Source organism: Streptomyces sp. NPDC060031 (assembly GCF_042736805.1).
Classification (GTDB): Bacteria; Actinomycetota; Actinomycetes; order Streptomycetales; family Streptomycetaceae; genus Streptomyces.
Genome location: NZ_JBHWVM010000015.1, coordinates 17,114 through 39,121, shown reverse-complemented (window position 1 = coordinate 39,121; position 22,008 = coordinate 17,114). Strand labels below are relative to the sequence as shown.

General features: G+C 71.0%; 24 protein-coding genes and 2 riboswitches. Of the genes, 15 read left to right on the top strand and 9 right to left on the bottom strand.

Going from position 1 to position 22,008, the window contains the following annotated elements; genetic code table 11:
* Positions 1 to 60: 60 nt before the first annotated feature.
* Positions 61 to 798: an enhanced serine sensitivity protein SseB gene (locus ACFWB8_RS09490; RefSeq protein WP_385223904.1), complete on the bottom strand. Its 738-nt coding sequence runs from the start codon at positions 796 to 798 to the stop codon at positions 61 to 63.
* A 107-nt stretch (positions 799 to 905) separates the two neighbouring features.
* Positions 906 to 1,532: an AAA family ATPase gene (locus ACFWB8_RS09485; protein ID WP_385224020.1), complete on the bottom strand. Its 627-nt coding sequence runs from the start codon at positions 1,530 to 1,532 to the stop codon at positions 906 to 908.
* A 220-nt stretch (positions 1,533 to 1,752) separates the two neighbouring features.
* Positions 1,753 to 1,856: riboswitch (glycine riboswitch) on the top strand.
* Positions 1,857 to 2,035: 179 nt separating this feature from the next.
* Between ACFWB8_RS09485 and gcvT the strand changes: the two genes are divergently transcribed.
* The 5 genes from gcvT (at position 2,036) to ACFWB8_RS09460 (ending at position 8,233) form a co-directional block, all read left to right on the top strand.
* Positions 2,036 to 3,151, top strand: coding sequence for a glycine cleavage system aminomethyltransferase GcvT (gene gcvT / locus ACFWB8_RS09480; protein WP_189972983.1), 1,116 nt, complete (start codon positions 2,036 to 2,038; stop codon positions 3,149 to 3,151).
* Between the two features lie 100 nt (positions 3,152 to 3,251).
* Entirely contained in the window at positions 3,252 to 3,632 is a 381-nt protein-coding gene (gene gcvH / locus ACFWB8_RS09475; RefSeq protein WP_385223903.1) for a glycine cleavage system protein GcvH, read from the top strand.
* A gap of 15 nt (positions 3,633 to 3,647) precedes the next feature.
* On the top strand, positions 3,648 to 4,904 hold the full coding sequence (glyA, locus tag ACFWB8_RS09470) for a serine hydroxymethyltransferase (RefSeq protein WP_385223902.1): 1,257 nt from the start codon (positions 3,648 to 3,650) through the stop codon (positions 4,902 to 4,904).
* Positions 4,905 to 5,069: 165 nt separating this feature from the next.
* Complete coding sequence (locus ACFWB8_RS09465) at positions 5,070 to 6,716, top strand: APC family permease (RefSeq protein WP_385223901.1); 1,647 nt, start codon at positions 5,070 to 5,072, stop codon at positions 6,714 to 6,716.
* 134 nt (positions 6,717 to 6,850) lie between these two features.
* On the top strand, positions 6,851 to 8,233 hold the full coding sequence (locus tag ACFWB8_RS09460; RefSeq protein WP_385223900.1) for an L-serine ammonia-lyase: 1,383 nt from the start codon (positions 6,851 to 6,853) through the stop codon (positions 8,231 to 8,233).
* 54 nt (positions 8,234 to 8,287) lie between these two features.
* On the opposite strand, the gene ACFWB8_RS09455 is transcribed toward ACFWB8_RS09460, so the two are convergent.
* A complete protein-coding gene (locus ACFWB8_RS09455) occupies positions 8,288 to 8,911 on the bottom strand; it encodes a hypothetical protein (protein WP_385223899.1) in 624 nt (207 codons plus the stop codon).
* 251 nt (positions 8,912 to 9,162) lie between these two features.
* Here ACFWB8_RS09455 and ACFWB8_RS09450 point away from each other — a divergent pair, with 251 nt between their 5' ends.
* A complete protein-coding gene (locus ACFWB8_RS09450; RefSeq protein ID WP_385223898.1) occupies positions 9,163 to 9,570 on the top strand; it encodes an SsgA family sporulation/cell division regulator in 408 nt (135 codons plus the stop codon).
* 396 nt (positions 9,571 to 9,966) lie between these two features.
* Here the strand turns inward: ACFWB8_RS09450 and ACFWB8_RS09445 are convergent, their stop codons facing one another.
* Positions 9,967 to 10,680, bottom strand: a complete 714-nt coding sequence (locus tag ACFWB8_RS09445; RefSeq protein WP_385223897.1) for a flavodoxin family protein — start codon at positions 10,678 to 10,680, stop codon at positions 9,967 to 9,969.
* Between the two features lie 65 nt (positions 10,681 to 10,745).
* Positions 10,746 to 10,992, top strand: a riboswitch (cobalamin riboswitch).
* 28 nt (positions 10,993 to 11,020) lie between these two features.
* On the opposite strand from ACFWB8_RS09445, the gene ACFWB8_RS09440 reads away from it, so the two are divergent.
* The 7 genes from ACFWB8_RS09440 (at position 11,021) to ACFWB8_RS09410 (ending at position 15,226) form a co-directional block, all read left to right on the top strand.
* Positions 11,021 to 11,722: an energy-coupling factor ABC transporter permease gene (locus ACFWB8_RS09440; RefSeq protein WP_385223896.1), complete on the top strand. Its 702-nt coding sequence runs from the start codon at positions 11,021 to 11,023 to the stop codon at positions 11,720 to 11,722.
* Complete coding sequence (locus ACFWB8_RS09435) at positions 11,722 to 12,081, top strand: energy-coupling factor ABC transporter substrate-binding protein (RefSeq protein ID WP_385223895.1); 360 nt, start codon at positions 11,722 to 11,724, stop codon at positions 12,079 to 12,081. The genes ACFWB8_RS09440 and ACFWB8_RS09435 overlap by 1 nt, the downstream gene beginning before the upstream one ends.
* A 4-nt stretch (positions 12,082 to 12,085) precedes the next feature.
* Entirely contained in the window at positions 12,086 to 12,835 is a 750-nt protein-coding gene (gene cbiQ / locus ACFWB8_RS09430; protein WP_385223894.1) for a cobalt ECF transporter T component CbiQ, read from the top strand.
* Positions 12,832 to 13,653: an ATP-binding cassette domain-containing protein gene (locus ACFWB8_RS09425; protein ID WP_385223893.1), complete on the top strand. Its 822-nt coding sequence runs from the start codon at positions 12,832 to 12,834 to the stop codon at positions 13,651 to 13,653. The genes cbiQ and ACFWB8_RS09425 overlap by 4 nt, the downstream gene beginning before the upstream one ends.
* A 46-nt stretch (positions 13,654 to 13,699) precedes the next feature.
* Positions 13,700 to 14,260, top strand: a complete 561-nt coding sequence (locus ACFWB8_RS09420; protein WP_385223892.1) for a PadR family transcriptional regulator — start codon at positions 13,700 to 13,702, stop codon at positions 14,258 to 14,260.
* Positions 14,261 to 14,327: 67 nt separating this feature from the next.
* Positions 14,328 to 14,762, top strand: a complete 435-nt coding sequence (locus ACFWB8_RS09415) for a MarR family winged helix-turn-helix transcriptional regulator (RefSeq protein ID WP_385223891.1) — start codon at positions 14,328 to 14,330, stop codon at positions 14,760 to 14,762.
* Positions 14,759 to 15,226: a hypothetical protein gene (locus ACFWB8_RS09410; RefSeq protein WP_385223890.1), complete on the top strand. Its 468-nt coding sequence runs from the start codon at positions 14,759 to 14,761 to the stop codon at positions 15,224 to 15,226. Before ACFWB8_RS09415 ends, ACFWB8_RS09410 begins: the two co-directional genes overlap by 4 nt.
* A gap of 41 nt (positions 15,227 to 15,267) precedes the next feature.
* Here ACFWB8_RS09410 and ACFWB8_RS09405 read toward each other — a convergent pair whose 3' ends face one another.
* Positions 15,268 to 15,480: an EF-hand domain-containing protein gene (locus ACFWB8_RS09405; protein ID WP_385223889.1), complete on the bottom strand. Its 213-nt coding sequence runs from the start codon at positions 15,478 to 15,480 to the stop codon at positions 15,268 to 15,270.
* A gap of 253 nt (positions 15,481 to 15,733) precedes the next feature.
* Here ACFWB8_RS09405 and ACFWB8_RS09400 point away from each other — a divergent pair, with 253 nt between their 5' ends.
* Both ACFWB8_RS09400 and ACFWB8_RS09395 read left to right on the top strand, forming a co-directional pair.
* On the top strand, positions 15,734 to 16,501 hold the full coding sequence (locus tag ACFWB8_RS09400) for a tRNA-dependent cyclodipeptide synthase (protein ID WP_385223888.1): 768 nt from the start codon (positions 15,734 to 15,736) through the stop codon (positions 16,499 to 16,501).
* A complete protein-coding gene (locus ACFWB8_RS09395) occupies positions 16,482 to 17,720 on the top strand; it encodes a cytochrome P450 (protein ID WP_385223887.1) in 1,239 nt (412 codons plus the stop codon). The genes ACFWB8_RS09400 and ACFWB8_RS09395 overlap by 20 nt, the downstream gene beginning before the upstream one ends.
* 54 nt (positions 17,721 to 17,774) lie before the next feature.
* On the opposite strand, the gene ACFWB8_RS09390 is transcribed toward ACFWB8_RS09395, so the two are convergent.
* From ACFWB8_RS09390 to ACFWB8_RS09375, 4 genes are all read right to left on the bottom strand, one after another.
* A complete protein-coding gene (locus ACFWB8_RS09390) occupies positions 17,775 to 18,965 on the bottom strand; it encodes a YncE family protein (protein WP_385223886.1) in 1,191 nt (396 codons plus the stop codon).
* On the bottom strand, positions 18,962 to 19,753 hold the full coding sequence (locus ACFWB8_RS09385; protein ID WP_385224018.1) for a polysaccharide deacetylase family protein: 792 nt from the start codon (positions 19,751 to 19,753) through the stop codon (positions 18,962 to 18,964). Before ACFWB8_RS09385 ends, ACFWB8_RS09390 begins: the two co-directional genes overlap by 4 nt.
* A 604-nt stretch (positions 19,754 to 20,357) precedes the next feature.
* The gene (locus ACFWB8_RS09380; protein WP_385223885.1) at positions 20,358 to 20,864 is read right to left on the bottom strand and encodes an ATP-binding protein; all 507 of its coding nucleotides are present in this window, start codon (positions 20,862 to 20,864) and stop codon (positions 20,358 to 20,360) included.
* A gap of 294 nt (positions 20,865 to 21,158) precedes the next feature.
* Positions 21,159 to 21,926, bottom strand: a complete 768-nt coding sequence (locus tag ACFWB8_RS09375; protein WP_385223884.1) for an enoyl-CoA hydratase/isomerase family protein — start codon at positions 21,924 to 21,926, stop codon at positions 21,159 to 21,161.
* Positions 21,927 to 22,008 lie beyond the last annotated feature (82 nt).

Genomic DNA, 22,008 nt, shown 5'->3' with positions numbered 1-22,008 from the left:
GTCGTCCACGCGTGCCCAGGCCACGCGTGCGGCCAGGAGATGTAACCAGCTTAATCGGGTCTACGGCAGGTAGAAGGGGCGTACGCGCGTAACGATGAAGTCGGTCACGGGGTCCTGGACCGCGTCCAGGAGGATCAACTGCACGGGCCAGGGCGCCGGAACCCGGGTCAGGGCCCGGCCCAGCGCCTCCATCGGGGCGTTTCGCATCTCGGGCTCCCATCCCACCAGCTGGACACCGATGTAGAGCTCGGGCGCGCCTCCCTCGACGCTGGCGAGGCAGCGGGACGCGGAGGCGACCACGCCGGTGGCGCGGAACTCCTCGGCGGCGGCGGCCAGGAAGTCGACCGGGTCTTCCTGCCAGTCGGGTTCGTAGAGCCGCACACGGCCGCCGGTGGCCGTGCCGTCGAGGGGGGTGCGGCCGGTGCGGCAGAGCTCCGCGACGGCGGGCGGGGGCAGGGGGACGCCGACCGCGCCCTCGGGGTTCACGGCGATGCCGAGCTGCGGGGGCAGGCCGCGGGCGAACTCGACGGCCGGGGCGACCGCGAAGGCCATGGCGGGGCCGGCGCAGGAGCGGAACTGAGCCTCGGAGCTGTAGACCGGGACGTACGCCGCGCCGGCGATCTCCATGGTGGGGAGGGTGAGGGCGGCGCGCTCGGGCCCGCCGCCGTCGGGCAGCGGGACCCATACGTGGCTGCGCCCCAGCACCTCCAGGATCCGCGCTCCGGCGTCGGCCTGCCCCAGCGCCGCGCCGAGCACGTGCTCCAGCTCATTTCCCGGCCAGCCGCCGCCGCTCTGCATGTGCGTGTGCCCTTCGGTTGGGTCCCGGTGTGTCGTCGCACCGAGGCTATCGGCCGCCGGGCCGGGCCCCACCGCGGGGCTCCGCCCCCAAGGCCCGCGGTGGGGGGTCAGGCGTCGGCGCGGGGGTGGAAGGCGATGCGGGTCACCGCGGCGGCCGAGCGGCGGTCCAGGAGGACCACCGAGGCGCAGCCGGGCGGGAGGTGGCCGGCCTCCGCGTCGCTCAGCAGCCGTGCCACCGCGCCGCGGTGGCGGGCGAAGGCGTACGCCGAGACGCCCCGGCCCCGCGCGGCCTGGCCGGACAGCGCCTCCTGCGCGGTGGTGTCCAGCAGCAGCAGGTGCAGCGCCCGGCCCCGGCGCCGCGCGGCCGCCGCGAGCAGGCCCCGTACCCAGCTCTGCGTACCGCAGTCGTGGACGACGACCGACGCACCGGAGCGCAGGGTCCGCCACAGGCCGCGGTAGTGGGCGACGCGGACCAGCGGCCGGTAGACGGCGTACGGCAGGGCCCCCGGCATCCGCCGCTCCCAGCGCTCGCGGGTGTCCTGGGAGTCGATCGCCCCGCCCTCGGCCGCCGCCCGCTTGATCAGCGTGCTCTTGCCGCCGCCCGGCAGCCCGGACACCACCACGATGTCCCCCTCGGCGAAGCCGAGCCGCTGCGGGCCGCGCACCCCCGGACCGCGCAGGTCCCGTACCGGCCCGCGGGCAGCCTCGCGCACGCGTCCCCGCTGCGCCGGCATCCCCGCCACGGACCCCGTCGCCGCCAGCGCTCCGAATCTCCGCACAGTGCTCGCCTCCCCCGAATCGGGCTCCCGGGAGCCCATGCCCACTGAGTGTAAAGAGACGGTAATCCGGCAGCCCCGGTTCCGGTCCGTACGCTCTTTCGACCCCCCACGCCCAATCCGCGCCGCACCGTGCAATGATGTGCGCCATCTGGACACCAACTGCATACCGGCCGCTTGAATCCGCGCGGGAGAGTCCCGGCACGCCGCAAGGCCGTGTCCGGGCGCCGAAGGAGCAAGTACCTCCCTTGAATCTCTCAGGCCCCGTACCGCGTGGATGAGGCAGATCTGAAAAGCGAGCCGCGCCACCCGTCTCCGTGACACCGGCGTGCGCTCCACCCAAGGTGCAAGTCGACGATCCCCCGGCATCCGGGGCCTCTCGGCGAACCTCTCAGGTTCCGATGACAGATGGGGAGGATCCTCCTCGTCATGTCATGCCCTGGGACCCGGGAGCCACACCCATGAGCACTGCCCCCCGCCTGACCGCCCTCGATGCGCTGCACCGTTCGCTCGGTGCGACCATGACCGACTTCGCGGGCTGGGACATGCCCCTTCGGTACGCGAGCGAGCGCGACGAGCACAACGCCGTCCGCACCAAGGCCGGCCTGTTCGACCTCTCCCACATGGGCGAGATCACCCTGACCGGCCCGGAGGCCGTCAAGGCCCTGGACCACGCGCTGGTCGGCAACATCTCCACCGTCGGCGTCGGCCGCGCCCGCTACACGCACATCTGCCAGGAGGACGGCGGGATCGTCGACGACCTGATCGTCTACCGCCTGGGCGAGACCGAGTACATGGTCGTCGCCAACGCCTCCAACGCCCAGGTCGTCCTCGACGCCCTCACCGAGCGCGCCGCCGGCTTCGACACCGAGGTCCGCGACGACCGCGACGCGTACGCCCTGCTCGCCGTCCAGGGCCCCGAGTCCCCCGGCATCCTGGCGTCCCTGACCGACGCCGACCTGGACGGGCTGAAGTACTACGCCGGCCTGCCCGGCACGGTGGCCGGGGTGCCCGCGCTGATCGCGCGTACGGGCTACACCGGCGAGGACGGCTTCGAGCTGTTCGTCTCCCCCGAGCACGCCGTGGAGCTGTGGCAGGCGCTGACCAAGGCCGGCGAGGGCGTCGGCCTGGTCCCGGCCGGCCTGTCCTGCCGCGACACCCTGCGCCTGGAAGCGGGCATGCCGCTGTACGGGCACGAGCTGACCACCTCCCTCACCCCGTTCGACGCGGGCCTGGGCCGGGTCGTGAAGTTCGAGAAGGAGGGCGACTTCGTGGGCCGCGCCGCCCTGGAGGCCGCCGCCGAGCGGGCCGCCACCAACCCGCCGCGCAAGCTGGTCGGTCTGATCGCCGAGGGCCGCCGCGTCCCGCGCGCCGGCTTCCCGGTCGTGGCCGACGGCCAGGTCATCGGCGAGGTCACCTCGGGCGCCCCGTCCCCGACGCTGGGCAAGCCGATCGCGATGGCGTATGTCGACGCGGCACACGCCGCGCCCGGCACCTCCGGCGTCGGCGTGGACATTCGCGGTACGCATGAGCCGTACGAGGTCGTGGCCCTGCCGTTCTACAAGCGGCAGAAGTAGCCCGTACGCGGCGCTGCCGCACGGGTACCCCGTACAGAGCCGTCTCAGTACCCAAGACCACCGTTCGTATCCACTCCCCCGCATCCAGGAGAATCAGGTCATGAGCAACCCCCAGCAGCTGCGTTACAGCAAGGAGCACGAGTGGCTGTCGGACGCCGAGGGCGGCGTCTCGACGGTCGGCATCACGGAGTTCGCGGCCAACGCGCTCGGTGACGTCGTCTACGCCCAGCTCCCCGAGGTCGGCGACACGGTGACCGCGGGCGAGACCTGCGGCGAGCTGGAGTCGACCAAGTCGGTCAGCGACCTGTACTCCCCCGTCACCGGTGAGGTCGTCGAGGCCAACCAGGACGTCGTGGACGACCCGTCGCTGGTGAACTCGGCGCCGTTCGAGGGCGGCTGGCTCTTCAAGGTGCGCGTCACGGAGGAGCCGGCCGACCTGCTCTCCGTCGACGAGTACGCCAAGCTCACCGCCGGTAACTGACCCCAGGGGACCCTGATGTCTGTACTGAACACCCCTCTCCACGAGCTCGACCCGGACGTCGCCGCCGCCGTCGACGCCGAGCTCGTGCGCCAGCAGTCGACCCTGGAAATGATCGCGTCGGAGAACTTCGCTCCGGTCGCCGTCATGGAGGCCCAGGGCTCGGTCCTGACCAACAAGTACGCCGAGGGCTACCCCGGTCGCCGCTACTACGGCGGCTGCGAGCACGTCGACGTGGTCGAGCAGATCGCGATCGACCGCATCAAGGCGCTGTTCGGCGCCGAGGCCGCGAACGTGCAGCCCCACTCGGGTGCGCAGGCGAACGCGGCCGCGATGTTCGCGCTGCTGAAGCCGGGCGACACGATCATGGGCCTGAGCCTGGCCCACGGCGGTCACCTGACCCACGGCATGAAGATCAACTTCTCCGGCAAGCTCTACAACGTGGTCCCGTACCACGTCGACGAGTCCGGCCAGGTGGACATGGCCGAGGTCGAGCGCCTCGCCAAGGAGTCCAAGCCGCAGCTGATCGTCGCCGGCTGGTCCGCCTACCCGCGCCAGCTGGACTTCGCCGCCTTCCGCCGCATCGCGGACGAGGTCGGCGCGTACCTGATGGTCGACATGGCGCACTTCGCGGGCCTGGTCGCCGCGGGCCTGCACCCGAACCCGGTGCCCCACGCCCACGTCGTGACCACCACCACGCACAAGACCCTCGGCGGTCCGCGCGGCGGTGTCATCCTGTCGACCCAGGAGCTGGCCAAGAAGATCAACTCCGCGGTCTTCCCGGGTCAGCAGGGCGGCCCGCTGGAGCACGTGATCGCCGCCAAGGCGGTCTCCTTCAAGGTCGCGGCCTCGGAGGAGTTCAAGGAGCGCCAGGTGCGCACCCTCGAAGGCGCGAAGATCATCGCCGAGCGCCTGGTGCAGCCGGACGTCACCGAGGTCGGCGTCTCCGTCCTCTCCGGCGGCACCGACGTTCACCTGGTCCTGGTCGACCTGCGCAACTCCGAGCTGGACGGCCAGCAGGCCGAGGACCGGCTCCACGAGATCGGCATCACGGTCAACCGGAACGCCATCCCGAACGACCCGCGGCCGCCGATGGTCACCTCGGGCCTGCGGATCGGTACGCCGGCCCTGGCCACGCGCGGTTTCGGCGCCGAGGACTTCACCGAGGTCGCGGAGATCATCGCGGCCGCGCTGAAGCCGGCGTACGACGGCGAGGACCTCAAGGCGCGCGTCTCCGCGCTCGCCGCGAAGTTCCCGCTGTACCCGACGCTCTAGGCGACGGCCTGGGAGGGCCCGGCCTTGTTCTGCACAGGGCCGGGCCCTTTTCATGACCAAAGCCCCGGGCGGATGCGGCCCATTGCCACTGAATTTACCAAGAAATGGCAAATAGGCTCCGCGTGAGAGCAGGACGGCATCCCCCGGCAGGACGGAAACGCACGCATGGACATGAGCGCAGCCAACAAGAAGGGCCTCGGTCTCTTCTCGTTGATGATGATCGGCGTAGGTTCGATCTTCGGGTCGGGATGGCTCTTCGGCGCCGGCACGGCCGCCCAGGTCGCCGGTCCCGCGGCGCTCGTGGCCTGGGTCATCGGCGCCGTGTTCATCGGCATGATCGCCATGTCCTACGCCGAGGTCGGCGCGGCCTACCCGATCCCCGGCGGCATGGCCCGGTACGGCAGCCTCTCGCACGGCCCGGTGCTCGGCTTCATCACCGGCTGGGCGGTGTGGATCGCGGTCGCCTCGCTGATCCCGATCGAGTCGATCGCCGCGACCCAGTACATGTCCTCGTGGAGCTTCGGCTGGGCCGAGGACCTGGTCGACGCCGGGTCCCACCAGCTGACCACCTTCGGCATGTTCGTGGCGCTGGCGCTCACCTTCCTGCTGTGGCTGTCCTGCTACTGGTCGGTCCAGCTCCTGGCGAAGATCAACGCCGCCCTGACCGTGGTCAAGTTCGCCATCCCGGTCCTCGCGGTCGTCGCGCTGATCGCCTCCGGCTTCCACACCGACAACTTCACGGCCCACGGCGGCTTCGCCCCGAACGGCTGGACCGCCGTCCTGACCGCCGTCACCACCTCGGGCGTGATCTTCGCCTTCAACGGCTTCCAGGCCGTCGTCAACCTCGGCGGCGCCGCCAAGAACCCGGGCCGGGCCATCCCGATCGCCCTGGTCGGCGCGCTCTGCCTGGGCCTGGTGATCTACCTCGCCCTGCAGACGGCCTTCCTGGGCGCCGTACCGCCGGAGCACCTGGCGCAGGCCGGCGGCTGGTCGGGCGTGAACTTCAACTCGCCCTTCGCCGAGCTCGCCAAGCTGCTGATGATCCACTGGGTGGTGGTGATGCTGCAGTTCGGCGCCTTCATCTCCCCCGCCGGCTCCAACATCGCCAACGTCGCCTCGGCCGCGTACATGGTCCGCAACATCGCCGAGACCGGCTTCTTCCCCAAGCGGCTCATGCGGACCCACCCCGTGTACGGGACCGCGCGCCCGGCGATGTGGACCAACCTCGGCTTCTCCGTCCTGCTGCTGGTCACCGTCGGCCACAGCTGGAAGACCCTGGCCCCGGTCATCTCGGCCGCCATGGTCATCTCGTACCTGATCGGCCCGATCGCGGTGGGCGTCTTCCGCCGCACCAAGCCCGGCCTGCCCCGCCCCTTCCGGCTGCCCGCCGCGAAGATCCTCTGCCCGCTGACCTTCGTCTTCGCCGCCTGCGCGCTGTACTGGTCGAAGTGGCCGAACACCGGCATCGTCACCGCGCTGACGCTGCTGGCCGCCCCGATCGCGGCGCTGGTGCTCCACCGCAAGGGGGAGCGCAACCTCGGCCGGCAGTTCGCCCCGGCCTGGTGGATCGTGTTCTTCCTCGGCGCCCTGTCCCTGCTCTCCTGGCTCGGCTCCGCCGACTTCGGCGGCCGCGGCACCATCCCGGGCGGCTACGACATCGCCCTGGTGGCCGTCATGTCCTTGGTCACGTACTTCTGGGCCGTCCGCGCCGGTGTACGGGCCCACCAGGCGGGCCTGCCGGGCCCGGATCCCGTGCTGGACGGCCCCGAGGCCGCCGGGGCCGTACCGGAGCGCGAGCTGACCCCCGCCTGAACGAAACCTTTCCACCCCGTCCGGCAGCCGAGCTGTTCACCTCACCGCGTTAAGCTCAGCTGCCGGACAAAATCCGACCAATCCGCCTCTCCTGCCCCCTCCCACCCCACGAGCAGACAAGGGAGTCCGCCACCGTGGCCATCTCCGTCTTCGACCTCTTCTCCATCGGCATCGGCCCCTCCTCCTCCCACACGGTCGGTCCGATGCGGGCGGCACGCATGTTCGTGACCCGCCTGAAGAAGGACGGTGTCCTCGCGCAGACCGCCTCGGTACGCGCGGAGCTCTTCGGCTCCCTCGGCGCGACCGGCCACGGCCACGGCACCCCCAAGGCGGTCCTGCTGGGCCTGGAGGGCCACTCCCCCCGCACCGTGAACGTGGAGACGGCCGACGCCGAGGTCGAGCGCATCCGCCAGAGCGGCCGCCTGCGGCTGCTCGGCGCCGAGATAGGCGACGTGCACGAGATCGCCTTCGACGAGCCGAACCAGCTGATCCTGCACCGCCGCCGGTCCCTGCCGTACCACGCGAACGGCATGACCCTCTTCGCGTACGACGAAACCGGCGCCCCGCTGCTGGAGAAGACGTACTACTCGGTGGGCGGCGGTTTCGTCGTGGACGAGGACGCGGTCGGCGAGGACCGGATCAAGCTCGACGACACGGTGCTGAAGTACCCCTTCCGCTCGGGCGACGAGATGCTGCGCCTGGCGAACGAGACCGGCCTGTCGATCTCCTCCCTGATGCTGGAGAACGAGAAGGCCTGGCGCACCGAGGAGGAGATCCGCGAGGGCCTCCTGGAGATCTGGCGCGTCATGCAGTCCTGCGTCTCGCGCGGCATGTCCCGCGAGGGCATCCTCCCGGGCGGCCTGCGGGTCAAGCGCCGGGCCGCCTCGACGGCGCGCCAGCTGCGCACCGAGGGCGACCCGATGATGCACCGCAGCGAGTGGACGACGATCTACGCGATGGCGGTCAACGAGGAGAACGCGGCGGGCGGCCGCGTCGTCACCGCGCCGACGAACGGCGCGGCGGGCGTCCTGCCGGCCGTCCTGCACTACTACGTGAACTTCGTGCCGGGCGCCGACGAGGACGGCGTGGTCCGCTTCCTCCTCGCGGCGGGTGCGATCGGCATGCTCTTCAAGGAGAACGCCTCGATCTCCGGCGCCGAGGTCGGCTGCCAGGGCGAGGTCGGCTCGGCCTGCTCCATGGCGGCCGGCGCCCTCGCCGAGGTCCTGGGCGGCACCCCGGAGCAGGTCGAGAACGCGGCCGAGATCGGCATGGAGCACAACCTCGGCCTGACCTGCGACCCGGTCGGCGGCCTGGTCCAGATCCCGTGCATCGAGCGCAACGGCATGGCGGCGGTCAAGGCCGTCACCGCGGCCAAGATGGCGATGCGCGGCGACGGCACCCACAAGGTCTCCCTCGACAAGGTCATCAAGACCATGAAGGAGACCGGCGCCGACATGAAGGTCAAGTACAAGGAGACCGCCCGCGGCGGCCTCGCGGTCAACGTCATCGAGTGCTGATCCGCCGCAACGACTGACGTGGGGGCCCGGCGCACGCGCCGGGCCCCCACGCGTTCAGCCGCGCGTGCGCAGGCTCTTCAGGCAGCCCTTGGCGAAGGCGTCCACCGCCGCGTCCAGGGCCTTCAGGCTCTCGGGGGTGGGAGGCGTCCGGGCGTCGGCGGTGACCGTCACGTCCAGTAGCAGGTTGCTGTCCCGGACGTGGAGCTCGCGGACCTGGTGCAGTTCGGCGGGCTTGTCGTAGCCGAAGCGGAACGCCTCCTTCCCGACTCCCTGCACGGGGACGAGGCCACTGTCCTTGACTTCCTTGGCCGTGTTCTCCCGGTCCCTGGCGTGGATGTCCCGGGCGAAGTCGACGCTCTCGGTGAAGGCGAAGTCCAGCTCGACCTTGGCGTTCCCGTAGACCGCCGGGCCCGTCTCGACGAGGGGCTGCACGCACGCGAAGCCGGGCGCGCCGCCACCGCTGCGCCCCGTGCGGTCGGCGACCTCCCGGCGGGCCCCGAGCGGGTCGGCCAGCTCGCCGTACGGCAGGGCGTTGCAGATCTCCTCCGTCGCGACCCAGGGGTAGCCCCCCTTGCCGTCCTGCGAGACCTGCCGGTCCCCGTCGCCACCGCAGCCGGCGGCCGCCGCCGCGAGTGCCAGGGCGGTCAGCGCCCGTCCTGACCATCGGTGTCGCCGCATCCGGTGCTCCCCTGTCGCGCGGTCGATTTCCACTCAACCACCTTGTCACGCAGGTCAGTTGCACGGGCCCATTCGCCGTTTCCGGGTCGGGTGCCGTGCCCCCGTCCGCCCCCGTGCGCCCCCGCCCCGCTGGCGGAAAAGGGTCCAGGGGCCCGGCCAGAGAGGACCTTCGGCACGGGGGTGGAGCCGCTGGGTGGGCTAACTTGCCCGAGTGGGTCGCAAATCCCCCACGCCGAGAGAGAGGCGGCCGCATGTCCAGCACCGAACACCGCGTCCTTGCGCTCCGGTTGGAGGCGGTGCCCGTCCCGGTCCCTCTGCGGGGCGTTTTCGTGTACCGCTCCGACCGCCCCTACGAGCTCGCCCTCGACTTCGAGGGCGCCGGGATGCACCTCGCGCGGTGGGTGTTCTCCCGGGAGCTGCTGCTCGACGGACAGGCCTGCGCCACCGGCGAGGGCGACATCCAGGTCTGGCCGCGCCGGGAGGGCACCGAGCCGCGGGTCTTCCTCGCCTTCAGCAACGGCGCGCAGAGCTGCCTGGTGTCCGCCCGGGCGAAGGACGTGCGGGAGCTGTGCCGGCGGATGACGGAGCTGGTGCCGCGCGGGCAGGAGCAGCGTCACTACGACCTCGACGCCGAGCTGAGCGCCCTGCTCCTGCGCTGAGGGGCGGCCCCGCCCACCAGGGCCCGAAGGTCCAGCAGATCCACCTGAGCAAGCTCAAGGGGATCGCCCTGACCGGCGACTACGAGGGGTAGTCACCTTCGGCGCCGCCTTCGACACCGCTCCCTCCCACACCACCTCGGTCCTGCACTCGCCCGAGCGGCTCGTCGTCGACTTCCCGCATCCCGCCAGGTGCTGACCGCCGGTGCCCGGGGCGTCGTACGCCCCGGGCGCCGGATCCGCCCTCAGCTCGCCGGGCGGCCGTGCTGGGCCGGACCGCCCTGGAGCGCTCGGCCACGGCCGCGGCGCTGCACCACCTGGGGGGGGAGGCCGACGCGCTGGGCCGCCGCTCGGGGCAGAGCCTGGTGCGGGCCCTTTTGCGGCGTCTCCGAGGGGGCTTCAGCGGTGCTCGGGGTTCGGGAAGTCGAAGCGGCAGCCCGCGTCCCACTCGGAGCGCTGGTTGCCGTGCGCGGGCATGCCGCCGGCGCGCTTGAGCAGGGCGGCGAGGTGCATCAGGTTCCAGGACATGAAGGCCGTGTTCCGGTTGGTGAAGTCGTTCTGCGGGCCGCCCGATCCGGGATCGAGGTACGAGGGTCCGGGCCCGGCCTCGCCGATCCAGCCGGCGTCGGCCTGCGGCGGGATCGCGTAGCCGAGGTGCTGGAGGCTGTAGAGGATGTTCATGGCGCAGTGCTTGACGCCGTCCTCGTTGCCGGTGATCAGCGCTCCGCCGACGCGCCCGTAGTAGGCGTACTGGCCGCGCTCGTTCAGGATCGAGGAGCAGGCGTAGAGGCGCTCGATGACCTGCTTCATCACGGAGCTGTTGTCGCCGAGCCAGATCGGGCCGCACAGCACGAGGATGTCGGCGTCCATGATCTGGCTGTAGAGCACGGGCCACTGGTCGCTCTCCCAGCCGTGCTCGGTCATGTCCGGCCAGACGCCGGTGGCGATGTCGTGGTCCACGGCGCGGATCAGCGAGGTCCGCACGCCGGCCGCGGCCATGACGGCGCGGCTCTTGTCGATGAGGCCCTCGGTGTTGCTGGTCTCGGGCGAGCGTTTGAGCGTGCAGTTCACGTAGACGGCGGTCAGGTCCGAGTAATCGAAGTCAGAAGCCACTCCCCCACCCTCCCGGCCGCCGTCCGGCCCGGCCACCGGACCGCGTCCGTCCGGATTGGGGCGGGTTGTTACTGGTCCGTCCGGGCGACTAGGGTCAGCGGGCCTTGGTGTTCGGGAAACCGGTGGGAAACCGGTGCGGCCCTCGCCACTGTGAACGGGAAGTCCGGCTCCATCTCCCCCAGATTCCGTCTGGGAGGTGCCCCCAGCGGGAAGCCACTGGGCTGCGCGGGAGGTTCCGCGCCGCCCGGGAAGGCGGAGACAGGGCATCAGCACCCGTGAGCCAGGAGACCGGCCGGGGCGCGTTGTCCATCCACGAGGTGCTGGAGAGGTCTCCCCACTCATGCATATAGCCGAGGGTTTTTTGCCCCCGTTGCACGCGGTCGCCTGGGGCGCCGCGTCCGCTCCCTTTGTCGTACACGGCGTCCGCGCCCTCACCCGCGAGGTGAAGGCCAATCCCGAGAGCACTCTGCTGCTCGGGGCGTCCGGAGCGTTTACCTTTGTCCTTTCCGCCCTGAAGATCCCTTCGGTGACGGGCAGTTGCTCGCACCCCACCGGCACCGGGCTGGGCGCGATCCTGTTCCGGCCGCCGATCATGGCGGTGCTCGGCACGATCACCCTGCTCTTCCAGGCCCTGCTGCTGGCCCACGGCGGCCTGACCACCCTCGGCGCCAACGTCTTCTCGATGGCCATCGCCGGCCCCTGGGCGGGCTACGGGGTCTACCGGCTGCTGCGCCGCTTCGACGTCCCGCTGATGGTGACCGTCTTCCTCGGCGCCTTCTTCGCCGACCTGGTCACCTACTGCGTCACTTCCGTCCAGCTGGCGCTGGCCTTCCCCGACGAGGCCACCGGATTCCTCGGCTCGCTCGAGAAGTTCAGCGAGATCTTCGCGCTCACGCAGATCCCCCTCGCGGTGAGCGAGGGGCTGCTGACCGTGCTCGTGATGCGGCTGCTGATCCAGTCGAGCGCGCCGGACCTGGTCCGGCTCGGCGTCGCGAAGCTCACCGGGACCAAGGGCGCCACGAAGCAGGAGGCGGGGCTGTGATGAGCCGGAACGCGAAGATCAACACCCTGCTGCTGTTCCTGGTCGCGGCGCTCGCCGTGCTCCCGCTCGCGCTGGGGCTGGGCGACGACAAGGAAGAGCCGTTCACGGGCGCCGACGCGCAGGCGGAGTCGGCGATCACCGAGCTGAAGCCGGACTACGAGCCGTGGTTCTCGCCCCTGTACGAGCCCCCGTCCGGGGAGGTGGAGTCCGCGCTGTTCGCCCTCCAGGCGGCGCTCGGCGCGGGGGTGCTCGCGTACTACTTCGGCGTCCGCAAGGGCCGCCGCCAGGGCGCGGCGCAGGCCGCCTCGACCTCGGCCACGGCCACGGTCGGCGCCTCGGCCGCCGCGCCGGAGGCGTAGCGCGGTGCTGCCGATCGACGTCGCGGCGCACGGCAGCCGCTGGCGCCACCGCCACCCGCTGGAGAAGGCCCTGTTGGGGGTCGGGCTGACCGTCACCGCGGTGTGCCTGCCGCCGTGGCCCGGCGGGCCCCTGGTCGCAGCCGCCGCCCTCGCGCTGCTCCTCGGCCCCGCCGGGGTGTCCCGGCGGCAGTTGTGGCGGGCCTTCCGGGCTCCGCTGGGCTTCTGCCTGACCGGCGCGCTGCCGCTGCTGTTCGCCGTCGGCGGTCCGGGCGGGTTCGTCTCGCTCGCCCCGGACGGCCCGCGCCATGCGACGGAACTCCTGCTGCGCACCTCGGCGGCCTCCCTCGGCCTGCTGCTGTTCGCCTTCACCACCCCCGTCTCGGACGTGCTGCCGAGGCTGGTGCGGGCGGGGGTGCCCGCCCCGGTGGTGGACGTCGCCCTGGTCATGTACCGGATCGGCTTCCTGCTGCTGGACTCGATGGCCCAGGTCCGCCAGGCCCAGGCGGCCCGCCTCGGGCACACCGGCCGGGCCGCGGTGTGGCGTTCCCTCGCGGGTCTCGCCGCGACCTCGTTCGTACGGGCCTTCGACCGCGCGGCGCGGCTCCAGGCGGGGCTGGCCGGGCGGGGCTACGACGGCGCGCTGCGGGTGCTCGTGCCGCAGGCCGCGCTGTCGTGGCGGTTCCTCGCGGCGACCGGCGCCCTGCTGAGCGCACTGATCACCCTGACTCTCCTGCTGAAGGGGCTTTACCTGTGAGGCCGTTGGTGGAACTGGTGGACGCGGGCTACGCGTACGAGGACGGTCCGGCCGTCCTGTCCGGCGTGGACTTCGGGATCACGCAGGGCCGGGCGCTGGTGCTGCTGGGCCGCAACGGCAGCGGGAAGACCACCCTGATGCGGCTGCTGAGCGGGGGCCTGCGGCCCGGCACGGGCGCGCTGCGGCTCGACGGCGCGGAGGTGAGCCACGACCGCAAGGGCCTGACGCGCCTGCGCACGGCGGTCCAGCTGGTGGTCCAGGACCCGGACGACCAGCTCTTCGCCGCCTCGGTGGAACAGGACGTGTCCTTCGGCCCGATGAACCTGGGCCTGGCGCCCGAGGAGGTACGGACCCGCGTGGACTCGGCGCTGGCCGCGCTGGACATCACGGCCCTGCGCGACCGCCCGACGCACCTGCTCTCGTACGGGCAGCGCAAGCGCGCGGCCATCGCGGGGGCGGTGGCGATGGCGCCGCGCGTGCTGATCCTGGACGAGCCGACGGCGGGCCTCGACCCGGACGGGCAGGAGCGGCTGCTGGACGCCCTGGCGGGCCTGCGCGAGCGGGGCACCACGGTGGTCATGGCCACGCACGACGTGGACCTGGCGGTCCGCTGGGCCGACGACGCGGCGGTCCTGACCCCGTCGGGCATCCGCCTCGGACCGGCCGGCACCCTCCTGTCGGACCCCGCCCTGCTGGCCTCGGCGGGCCTGCGCCGGGCTTGGTCCCCGACGGTGACGGCCTTCCTGCGCGCCCACGGCCTGCTGGGCCCGGATGCCCCCGGCCCCCGCATCCCGGAGGCGCTGGCCGCCTGGCGGTAAGCGACAGCGCCCGGGCTCCCGCGGGCCCCGAACCTAGGATGGCCGCATGTCGCTGCCGCACGCCATCCTCACCGCCCTGCTCGAGAAGCCCTCGTCCGGGCTGGAGCTGACCCGGCGGTTCGACAAGTCGATCGGCTACTTCTGGTCGGCCACGCATCAGCAGATCTACCGCGAACTCGGCCGGCTGGAGGAGGCCGGGCTGATCCGGGCGCTGCCCAGCGAGGCGCCCGTGCGCGGGCAGAAGAAGGAGTACGAGGTCCTGCCCGACGGCAGCGCCGAGCTGGCGCGGTGGGTCGGCGAGAGCCAGGACCCGAAGCCGATGCGCGACCCGCTGCTGCTGCGGATCCGCGCGGCGGGTGTGGTGGGCCCGCAGGGGCTGGGCGCGGAGCTGCGCCGGCACCTGGAGCTGCACCGGGGCCAGCTGGCGGAGTACGAGGCCATCGAGGCGAAGGACTTCCCCCCGCAGCGGGACGCCGTCGAGGACCGGCTGCGCCGGCTCGTGCTGCACGGCGGCATCGCCCTGGAGAGCTTCTGGCTGACCTGGCTGGAAGAGGCCCTCACCGAGCTCGAGGACATGGCGGCCCGGGACGGCGGCAGCGCGGTCTGAACCCCTGCGTGGCAGGCCCGGGGACCCGGCTTGCAGCAGGTCATACGAAATCGTATAGTCCAAAATCATGAAGTCCGACATCGCACCATCGGAGTGGTCGGCCCTGCTCGCGCTCCAGCGGGCCACCCACGCCACCCTGCACGTGCTCGCCGCGGAGCTCGCCGACCTGGATCTGACACCCTCCGAGATCAACGCGCTGGCCAATCTCGCCGACGGCCGGGGCCGGACCGTGTCCGAACTCGGCGCGGCCGCCGGTACCCGCCCCACCACGCTGACCAGCGTGCTGGACCGCCTGGAACGACGCGGCCACATCACCCGCGGCAGCCGCCCGGGAGACCGCCGCGCGGTGCTCATCGAACTCACCGCTTCCGGCGAGGTGGCCGCCGCCACGATCCGCCGGGCCATCGCCGACCTGGAGCGCCGCGCACTGCACGGCCTGCCGGCCGACACCATCGCCTGCCTGCGCGCCGCCCTGCAGGCCCTGACCGAGGTGCCCTCATGACCACCCAGCCCGCCGACTTCGACGCGCTGATGGCCGAAGCGACCGCGAGCACGGGGAAGTTCGGCCATCGGGAGCACGTACATCTGACGTGGCTGGCCGTGCGACGGTTCGGCACGCCTGCGGCGGTCGGTCTGGTCAGCGACGGCATCCAGCGCACCGCCCGCTACGCGGGCGCACCCCAGAAGTACCACGCGACCGTCAGCCGCGCCTGGGTGGAACTGGTGGGCCACCACGCGGCCGAACACGGCGACGACGACTTCACCGCGTTCGCCGGCCACCACCCCGGCCTGCTCGACAAGCGCCTTCTGACCCGCTTCTACCGTCCGGCGACGCTGGCCGGCTCACAGGCGAGGACCGGTTGGGTCGAGCCGGACCTGGTTGCGTTCCCATGGCAGGACACCGGTCGACGACGGTCGCCGGACCGGTCCCGGACCGCTCCGGCCGCCGGGTCACCCGGCGCCTGACGCGCCCCCGCTGCGGCAGGCGGGCGGGGGCGGTGCGAGGCCTACTTGTTCAGGGAGGCCCAGAACTCGTCGAAGCTGAGGAGCTTGTCGCCGTTGGAGTCCTTGGCGGCGATCACGGCGTCCGCGACCGCGCCGGTGACGTACGCGTCGCCCATCGCCTTCATGGCCGCGCTGTACTCGTCGGCCGTGACGAAGCCGTCGCCGTCCGCGTCGAACTTGCCGAACGTCGTCCGTGCGCTCTCGATGTCCGCCACTGGGTCCACCCCTTCTTGGTGCTTGTTGACCGGCTCAGGGTAGCGGCCTGCGGAGCCCGTCGTCCCCGCGGGTCCCGTTCGAGCGGCAGATAGATATTCCATTACCTTTCCGTAATGCGGAAGCGATAATTCCAGCCAACAAATCCGGCCCCCACTTGTCACGCTCCGGGGCCACGGCATAACGTACCGACATTGCCGCCACACCAGGAGCGCAGGGCTCCCAGGGACAAGCGGCAACAAGGGCGACACACAGGTGACGATCACAGCCGACGCATCATTCGAAGTCCTGCCCTTCACCCGCACCTGCCGCCATATCTGGGAAGACGGCGACCATGTGCTCATCGGAGTGAGTCCGGGAAACAGCTACTTCAGTTCCGAGCGCATCACCAGCCTCGCCCGATGGGCCACGACCCGTTTCGCGCAGGTCGACTTCGTCTACGCAGACCTCCACGTCGACCGGATGTTCGCCGCCTTCGGCTACACCCGGGAACACGCCGAGAAGCGCGCGACGAAGGAAATCAAGGCAGTCCGGCGGCGCATTCTCAAAGGCGTGGAGGAATCAGGGCCTCCGCCCGCCGAGATCCGAGTGAGGGCACTTTCGGAGTTCCAGACGAATCCCGTCTACCAACTACTGCACCGGCGCGTACTGCATTTCCTGGAGACCGACGACGAATTCCGCAAGGGCTGCGAGAAAATGGCCCTGCATTTTGTCGGCTCCAAGGTGCCGGAAGGTGAATCCATCACGGACAGCCAGTTGCAGGTCTGTTTCGATTACATGGCGGCCGAGCTGCCGTTCTTCGTGGACACCCCGAGCATTCTCGACGTGCCGTCCTCGGTGGTGGCCTACCACGTCAAGATGCCGATGACCGATGTCCTGTTCGCGCGAGGCGGGGGCCTGCGCGCGACCCGCAACCAGGCGTACGCCGTCGTACGGCCCGAACCGGCCGGGGCCACGGGCGCCGTACCCCACGCGAACCACGCGTCAACCGAAAGGAACGTCGATGAGCGTCGAGCAGCTTGAGGGCCGGGAGACCCGGGAGCAGCCGCTCCTCGACTTCCCGCTCTCGCGGCGCGGTGACGTCCTCCCGGAGGAGTGCACCTGGCTGCGCGAGAAGGCGCCCGTCGCGAAGGTCCGCACCCTCACCGGGGACCCGGCCTGGCTGGTGAGCAGCTACGCGCTGGCCAAGCAGGTGCTGGAGGACGAGCGCTTCAGCCTGAAGGACACGGCGAACGCCGGGGTCCCGCGCCAGTACGCGCTGACGATCCCGCCCGAGGTCGTCAACAACATGGGCAACATCAACAGCGCGGGCCTGCGCAACGCGGTGATGAAGGCGCTCAACCCGCGCCGGAAGGGGCTCCGGGACCGGCTGCGGGCCACGGCCGGCGAGCTGGTCGACCGGCTCGTCACCGAGGGAGGTCCGACTGACCTCCGGGCGGGGTTCGCCGACCCCTTCTCGGCGGCCATGCACTGTCAGGTGCTGGGGGTGCCGTTCGAGGACTGGCGGCGTCTGATGTCGGGGCTGGACGTCGCGTTCATGACCGCGCGCGAGCCGTTCGCCGACTCGGCGCTCAACTGGTACAAGGACGTCGGCTACTTCGCCGATCAGCTGAAGGCTCAGCTCGCGCTGCCTGCCGAGGAGCGTACGGGGCTCCTCGGCGAGTTCGCCGAGCTGAAGGAGGCGGATCCGGAGTCGGCGCACCTGACCGACGACATGTTCGCGACCGTCGCCGTCTCCCTCTTCGGCGCCGGCGCGGTGTCCACCTCCGCCTTCCTCACCCTGGCCGTCCTGGCGCTGCTCCAGAAGCCCGAGCTGATCGGGTATCTGCGCGAGCACCCGGAGCGCATGGGCAAGGCGGTCGACGAGCTGCTGCGCTGGAACCTGTCGGTGGGTGACGGCCTGCCGCGCATCGCGATGGCGGACGTCCAGGTCGGCGACGTGCTGGTGAAGGAGGGCGAGCTCGTCCTCGTCCTGCTGGAGGGGGCCAACTTCGACCCGGAGGCCTTCGAGCACCCGGACGAGCTGGACCTGGAGCGCGAGAGCCCCAACCCCAACCTGGCCTTCGGCGCCGGCCGGCACTTCTGCCCGGCCTCCGCACTGGGCCGGGCGCACGCCGAGATCGCCTTGGAGGTGCTGGTCGAGCGGCTGCCCGGGCTGCGGCTCGCGGTGCCCGCGGAGAACCTCGTATGGCGCACCGGCTTCATCAAGCGGCTGCCGGAGCGGCTCCCCGTCGCCTGGTGACCCCATGACGGTGCCCCGGGAGCTGTGCGAGCTCCCGGGGCACTTTCGCGTTCCCTACCGGAAGATGCCGGTGTGGCCCAGGGAGTAGCGGCCGGGCTGCGGGTACACGGCGAGGCCGTGCGGGCCGCCGCCGACCGGGATCTTGGCGATCTGCCTGCCGCTGGCCGTGTCGATCGCGTAGACCTCCGAGTTGTAGCGGCCCGACAGCCACAGCACCTTGCCGTCGGCGGAGACCCCGCCCATGTCGGGGCTGCCGCCGTCGGGCAGCTCCCACTTCTTCGTCAGCTTGTTCTGCTTGAAGTCGAAGACCGAGATGCTGCCCTCGCCGCGGTTGGATACGTACATCTCCCTGGAGTCGCGGCTGACGTACAGGCCGTGGCAGCCCTTTCCGGTGGGCAGCAGCTTGGGGGTGTCGAACTTGTCGCCGCTGAGCACCCACATGCCGTGCGCCATCATGTCCGCGACGTAGAAGGTCTTGCCGTCCGGGGAGACCTTGACGTCCTGTGGCATCGCGCCCTCGAACGGCAGTTTCTGCTGGCCGATGACCTCCATCTTCTCCGTGTCCACCTTGAGGAGTTCACCGGAGAACTCGCAGGAGACGATGAAGTACCGGCCGTCGGCGGAGAAGTCGGCGTGATTGACGCCGAAGCAGGTCACCGGGACGGTTTTCACGCGGTTCATCGTGTGCGGGTCGCGGAAAACGAGTTCCTTGTCCATCGACGCCATGACGATCGCGTACTTGCCGTTGGGGGTGAAGTAGAGGTTGTACGGGTCGTGCACCTCGACGGGATCGCCGGCCTCGCCGGTGGCGGGGTTGATCGGGGTCAGCGTGTGGCCCCGGTTGTTGTTGACCCAGAGGGTCTTCATGTCCCAGGACGGGACCACGTGCTGGGGCTGGACGCCGACGGGGATGGTGTCGATGACCTTGTACGTCGCCGGGTCGATGACGGACACCGTGTTGGAGTTGGTGTTCGGTACGTACACGCGGGACGGGAAGTCCTTGACCACCGGGGAGAGCTTGTTCGGCCGGTCGGCGGCGTACACGTCATTGGAGTCGAGGACCGGTGGCATCCCGGCGAGGCCGGGCGGCACGGCCGGAACGGCTTTGACGGGGGGCGCGACCGGCCCCTTCGTGCCCATGGCCTCGGCGGGTCCCTTGTCGGCTGCTCCGCAGCCGGCGAGGGCGGCGAAGACCAGACCGGCCAGCAGCGCGGTGGCCTTCCGGGGAAGGCGGATGGTCGTCATGGGGTCAGCAGCTCCGTGGTGGTCACCGCGCGCAGCTTGCGGCGCGCGAGTTCTTCGAGGAGGGGCGGCATCGCGTCGACCGTGTCCGCGTAGCCGAAGTGCAGGCTCACCACCGATCCGCCTTGGATCGTCCCGGTGACGTTGCGGATGACGGCCGCGGCGCCGGGCGAGGTGAAGTCGAGGGAGTCGACGTCGTACGAGAGGACGTGCGGGTAGCCCGCCCGCTGGGCGAGTTTGCGTACGAGCGGGCTCGCGTACTGGGTCTGGGAGGGGCGGAACCAGGTGCCGATGGACCCGGTGAGGCGCTTGAGGCGGTCGGCGCAGCCGGTGATCTCGGCGTACGCCCGGTCCTGCGCCATGTCGTTGATCGCGAGGTGGTGCTGGGTGTGGTTGCCGAGCTCGTGGCCGCCGTCCAGGACCCGCCGGGCCATGTCCGGGTGGGCGTCGAGCCAGGTGCCGATGGCCAGTACGGTGACCCGCGCGCCCGCCCGTTCCGCCTCGGCGAGCACGGCCTTGGCGATGGCGGGGTCGCCGTTGCCGTGGAAGGTCAGGGCGACCCGGGGGCGCTCGCGCGGCCCGTGCCCGATCTCGACGGGCTGCCCGGTGAACCTGCGCGGGCCGGCCGCCGCGGGGAGGGGCTTGGCCGGGGCGGCGGCTTTGGCGGGCGCCGTCGCGGCGGGAGCGGCCGGGGCGGTACGGCCGCCGCCCGTGCCGCAGGCGGCGGTGAGGGCACCGGCGGCGACCGCCGCGCCGGCACGGAGGGCGGTTCGGCGGTCCGGGTAGCAGATCACCTGCCCATTTAAGGGGTGGATGACCCTAGAGGTAATGATTGACCCAATTCAGGACCTCCGCCGAGGTGCACCCAGTCGGCGGTCCGTCCGCTATGTGATCAACGATTTACACAGAACAGTCCATACTTATTCATGGATTACGAGGTGCGTGGCCCAGCTCACCTTGGTTTTAGGTGGAAACTATTACTATATGCACACTTATGTCCAACTTAGGACTTTTGGCGTTTGGTCCCTCGTCTGCCATAGTCGGAATCACGGCTTCCCATTGACCCGAGCGAAGTCGCCACGCCGAGGATCACACCCCCTTCGATCCTCGGCGCACCCATGAAACCCCCGCAGCGCCTCACCACGGCGGCAGGGGGTTTCTGTGTGTGCGGGGCCCGGCTCGAAGGACTCGCGGCTCGTGGTGGACGACAAGGAGCAGGGGTGCGTCCCCGTTCTCCGTGGTGGAACTGGACGGCGGCACGCCGGTCGGCACCGCGGTCGGTTTGGGTGATGGGCGAGTTCCTCGACGAGGTGCTGCCCGGCCTCCTCGTCCAGGACTGGAAGCCGGACCCGAAGGGCTGGGCGCTGCGGCCGGAAAGGTCCGCCGGCCACGGGACTAGCGGTCGGCCACCCGCATCTCGAACCAGGTGATCTTGCCGCGCGGCAGCAGGTCGGCGCCCCAGCGGTCGGAAAGCTTGTCGACGAGGAAGAGCCCGCGGCCCGTGGTGTCCAGCTCGTGGACCGGCATCAGACAGGGCAGCCCGCGCGAGGGGTCGCGCACCTCGACGCGGATCCAGCCGCGCCGCCGGAGCATCCGTAAGCCGAAGGACCGCGCCCCGGTGTGCCGGACCGCGTTGCCGACGAGTTCCGAGACCAGCAGGACGGCGTGCTCGGCGGTCTGCGGCGAGAGGCCCCAGAGCCGGATCACCACGCCACGGGTGAGCCGCCGGGCGGTGCTCGCCGACTCGGGCATGGACGGCAGCGTCACTTCCGCCTCAACCGGATTGCCGTACAACTCCAGCGCCTTGAGGCCCTGTTCGTCCTCGATCGCCGCCGTGAGCCGTACCACGGAAGCGCTGCTGCTGCGCTGCCGCGACTGTTCCACACCCTCCAGGCCCGCCATGCACCCATCATGGACGGCCGATACGCCCACCCGGGCCGTTCCGCAGGAAAACACCCGCCGGAATGAACGATTCCGCGAGGGCGTCCTGTCATATGCAATCGGCAAGCGGAAGCCAGTGATACAACTCTGACCTGCAGTGACATTGTGCGTCACTTTAATCACGCTGAGTGGATCATCGTTTCTCCTTAAGGTGCTCTTAAGGCCTGGATAACCCACACAAAGGGGAGCGCCGCGAGTCGGCTTGCCGTGGACCCGAACACGACGGGGCCCCGAGCCGGGGCCCCGCGGGCCGCGTCAGAGGAACTTGGCCTTGCCCGGGCCCTCCTCGACGAAGCTGCGCATCCCGCGCTCCCGGTCCTCGGTGGCGAACAGACCGGCGAACCAGTTGCGTTCGATGGCGAGGCCGGTGTCGATGTCGGCCTCCAGGCCGGCGTCCACGCACTCCTTGGCCGCGCGCAGCGCGATGGCCGGGCCCTGCGCCAGCCTGGCGGCCCAGGCGTGCGCCTGCTCGTACACCTCGGCGGCGGGCACGATGCGGTCCACCAGGCCCAGGGCGAGGGCCTCTTCGGCCTTGACCATGCGGCCGGTGAAGATGAGGTCCTTGGCCTTGGACGGGCCGATCAGCCGGGACAGCCGCTGGGTGCCGCCCGCGCCCGGGATCAGGCCGAGCAGGATCTCGGGCTGGCCGAGCTTCGCGTTGTCGGCGGCGATCCGGTAGTCGGCGCACAGTGCGAGCTCGCAGCCGCCGCCCAGGGCGTAGCCGGTGACGGCGGCGACGACGGGCTTGGGGATCCGGGCGACGGCGGTGAAGGAGTCCTGCAGGGCGCGGGACCGGGCGATCATCGCCGCGTGGTCCATCGTCTGCATCTCCTTGATGTCCGCGCCGGCCGCGAACACCTTCTCGCCGCCGTAGATGACGACGGCCCGGACGTCGCCCCGGTCCGTCGCCTCCACGGCGAGCTCGCGCAACCGGTCCTGGGCCGCGATGTCCAGGGCGTTCATGGGCGGCCGGTCCAGGAGGATGGTGCCGACGCCTTCGGAGACTTCGAGAGAGATGGTCATACGGGCCAGGTTAATCGCGGTTAACGCCGAGTGGCCCGGTGCTGTGGGTCACAGCACCGGGCCACTCGGCCGGCGTAACGAC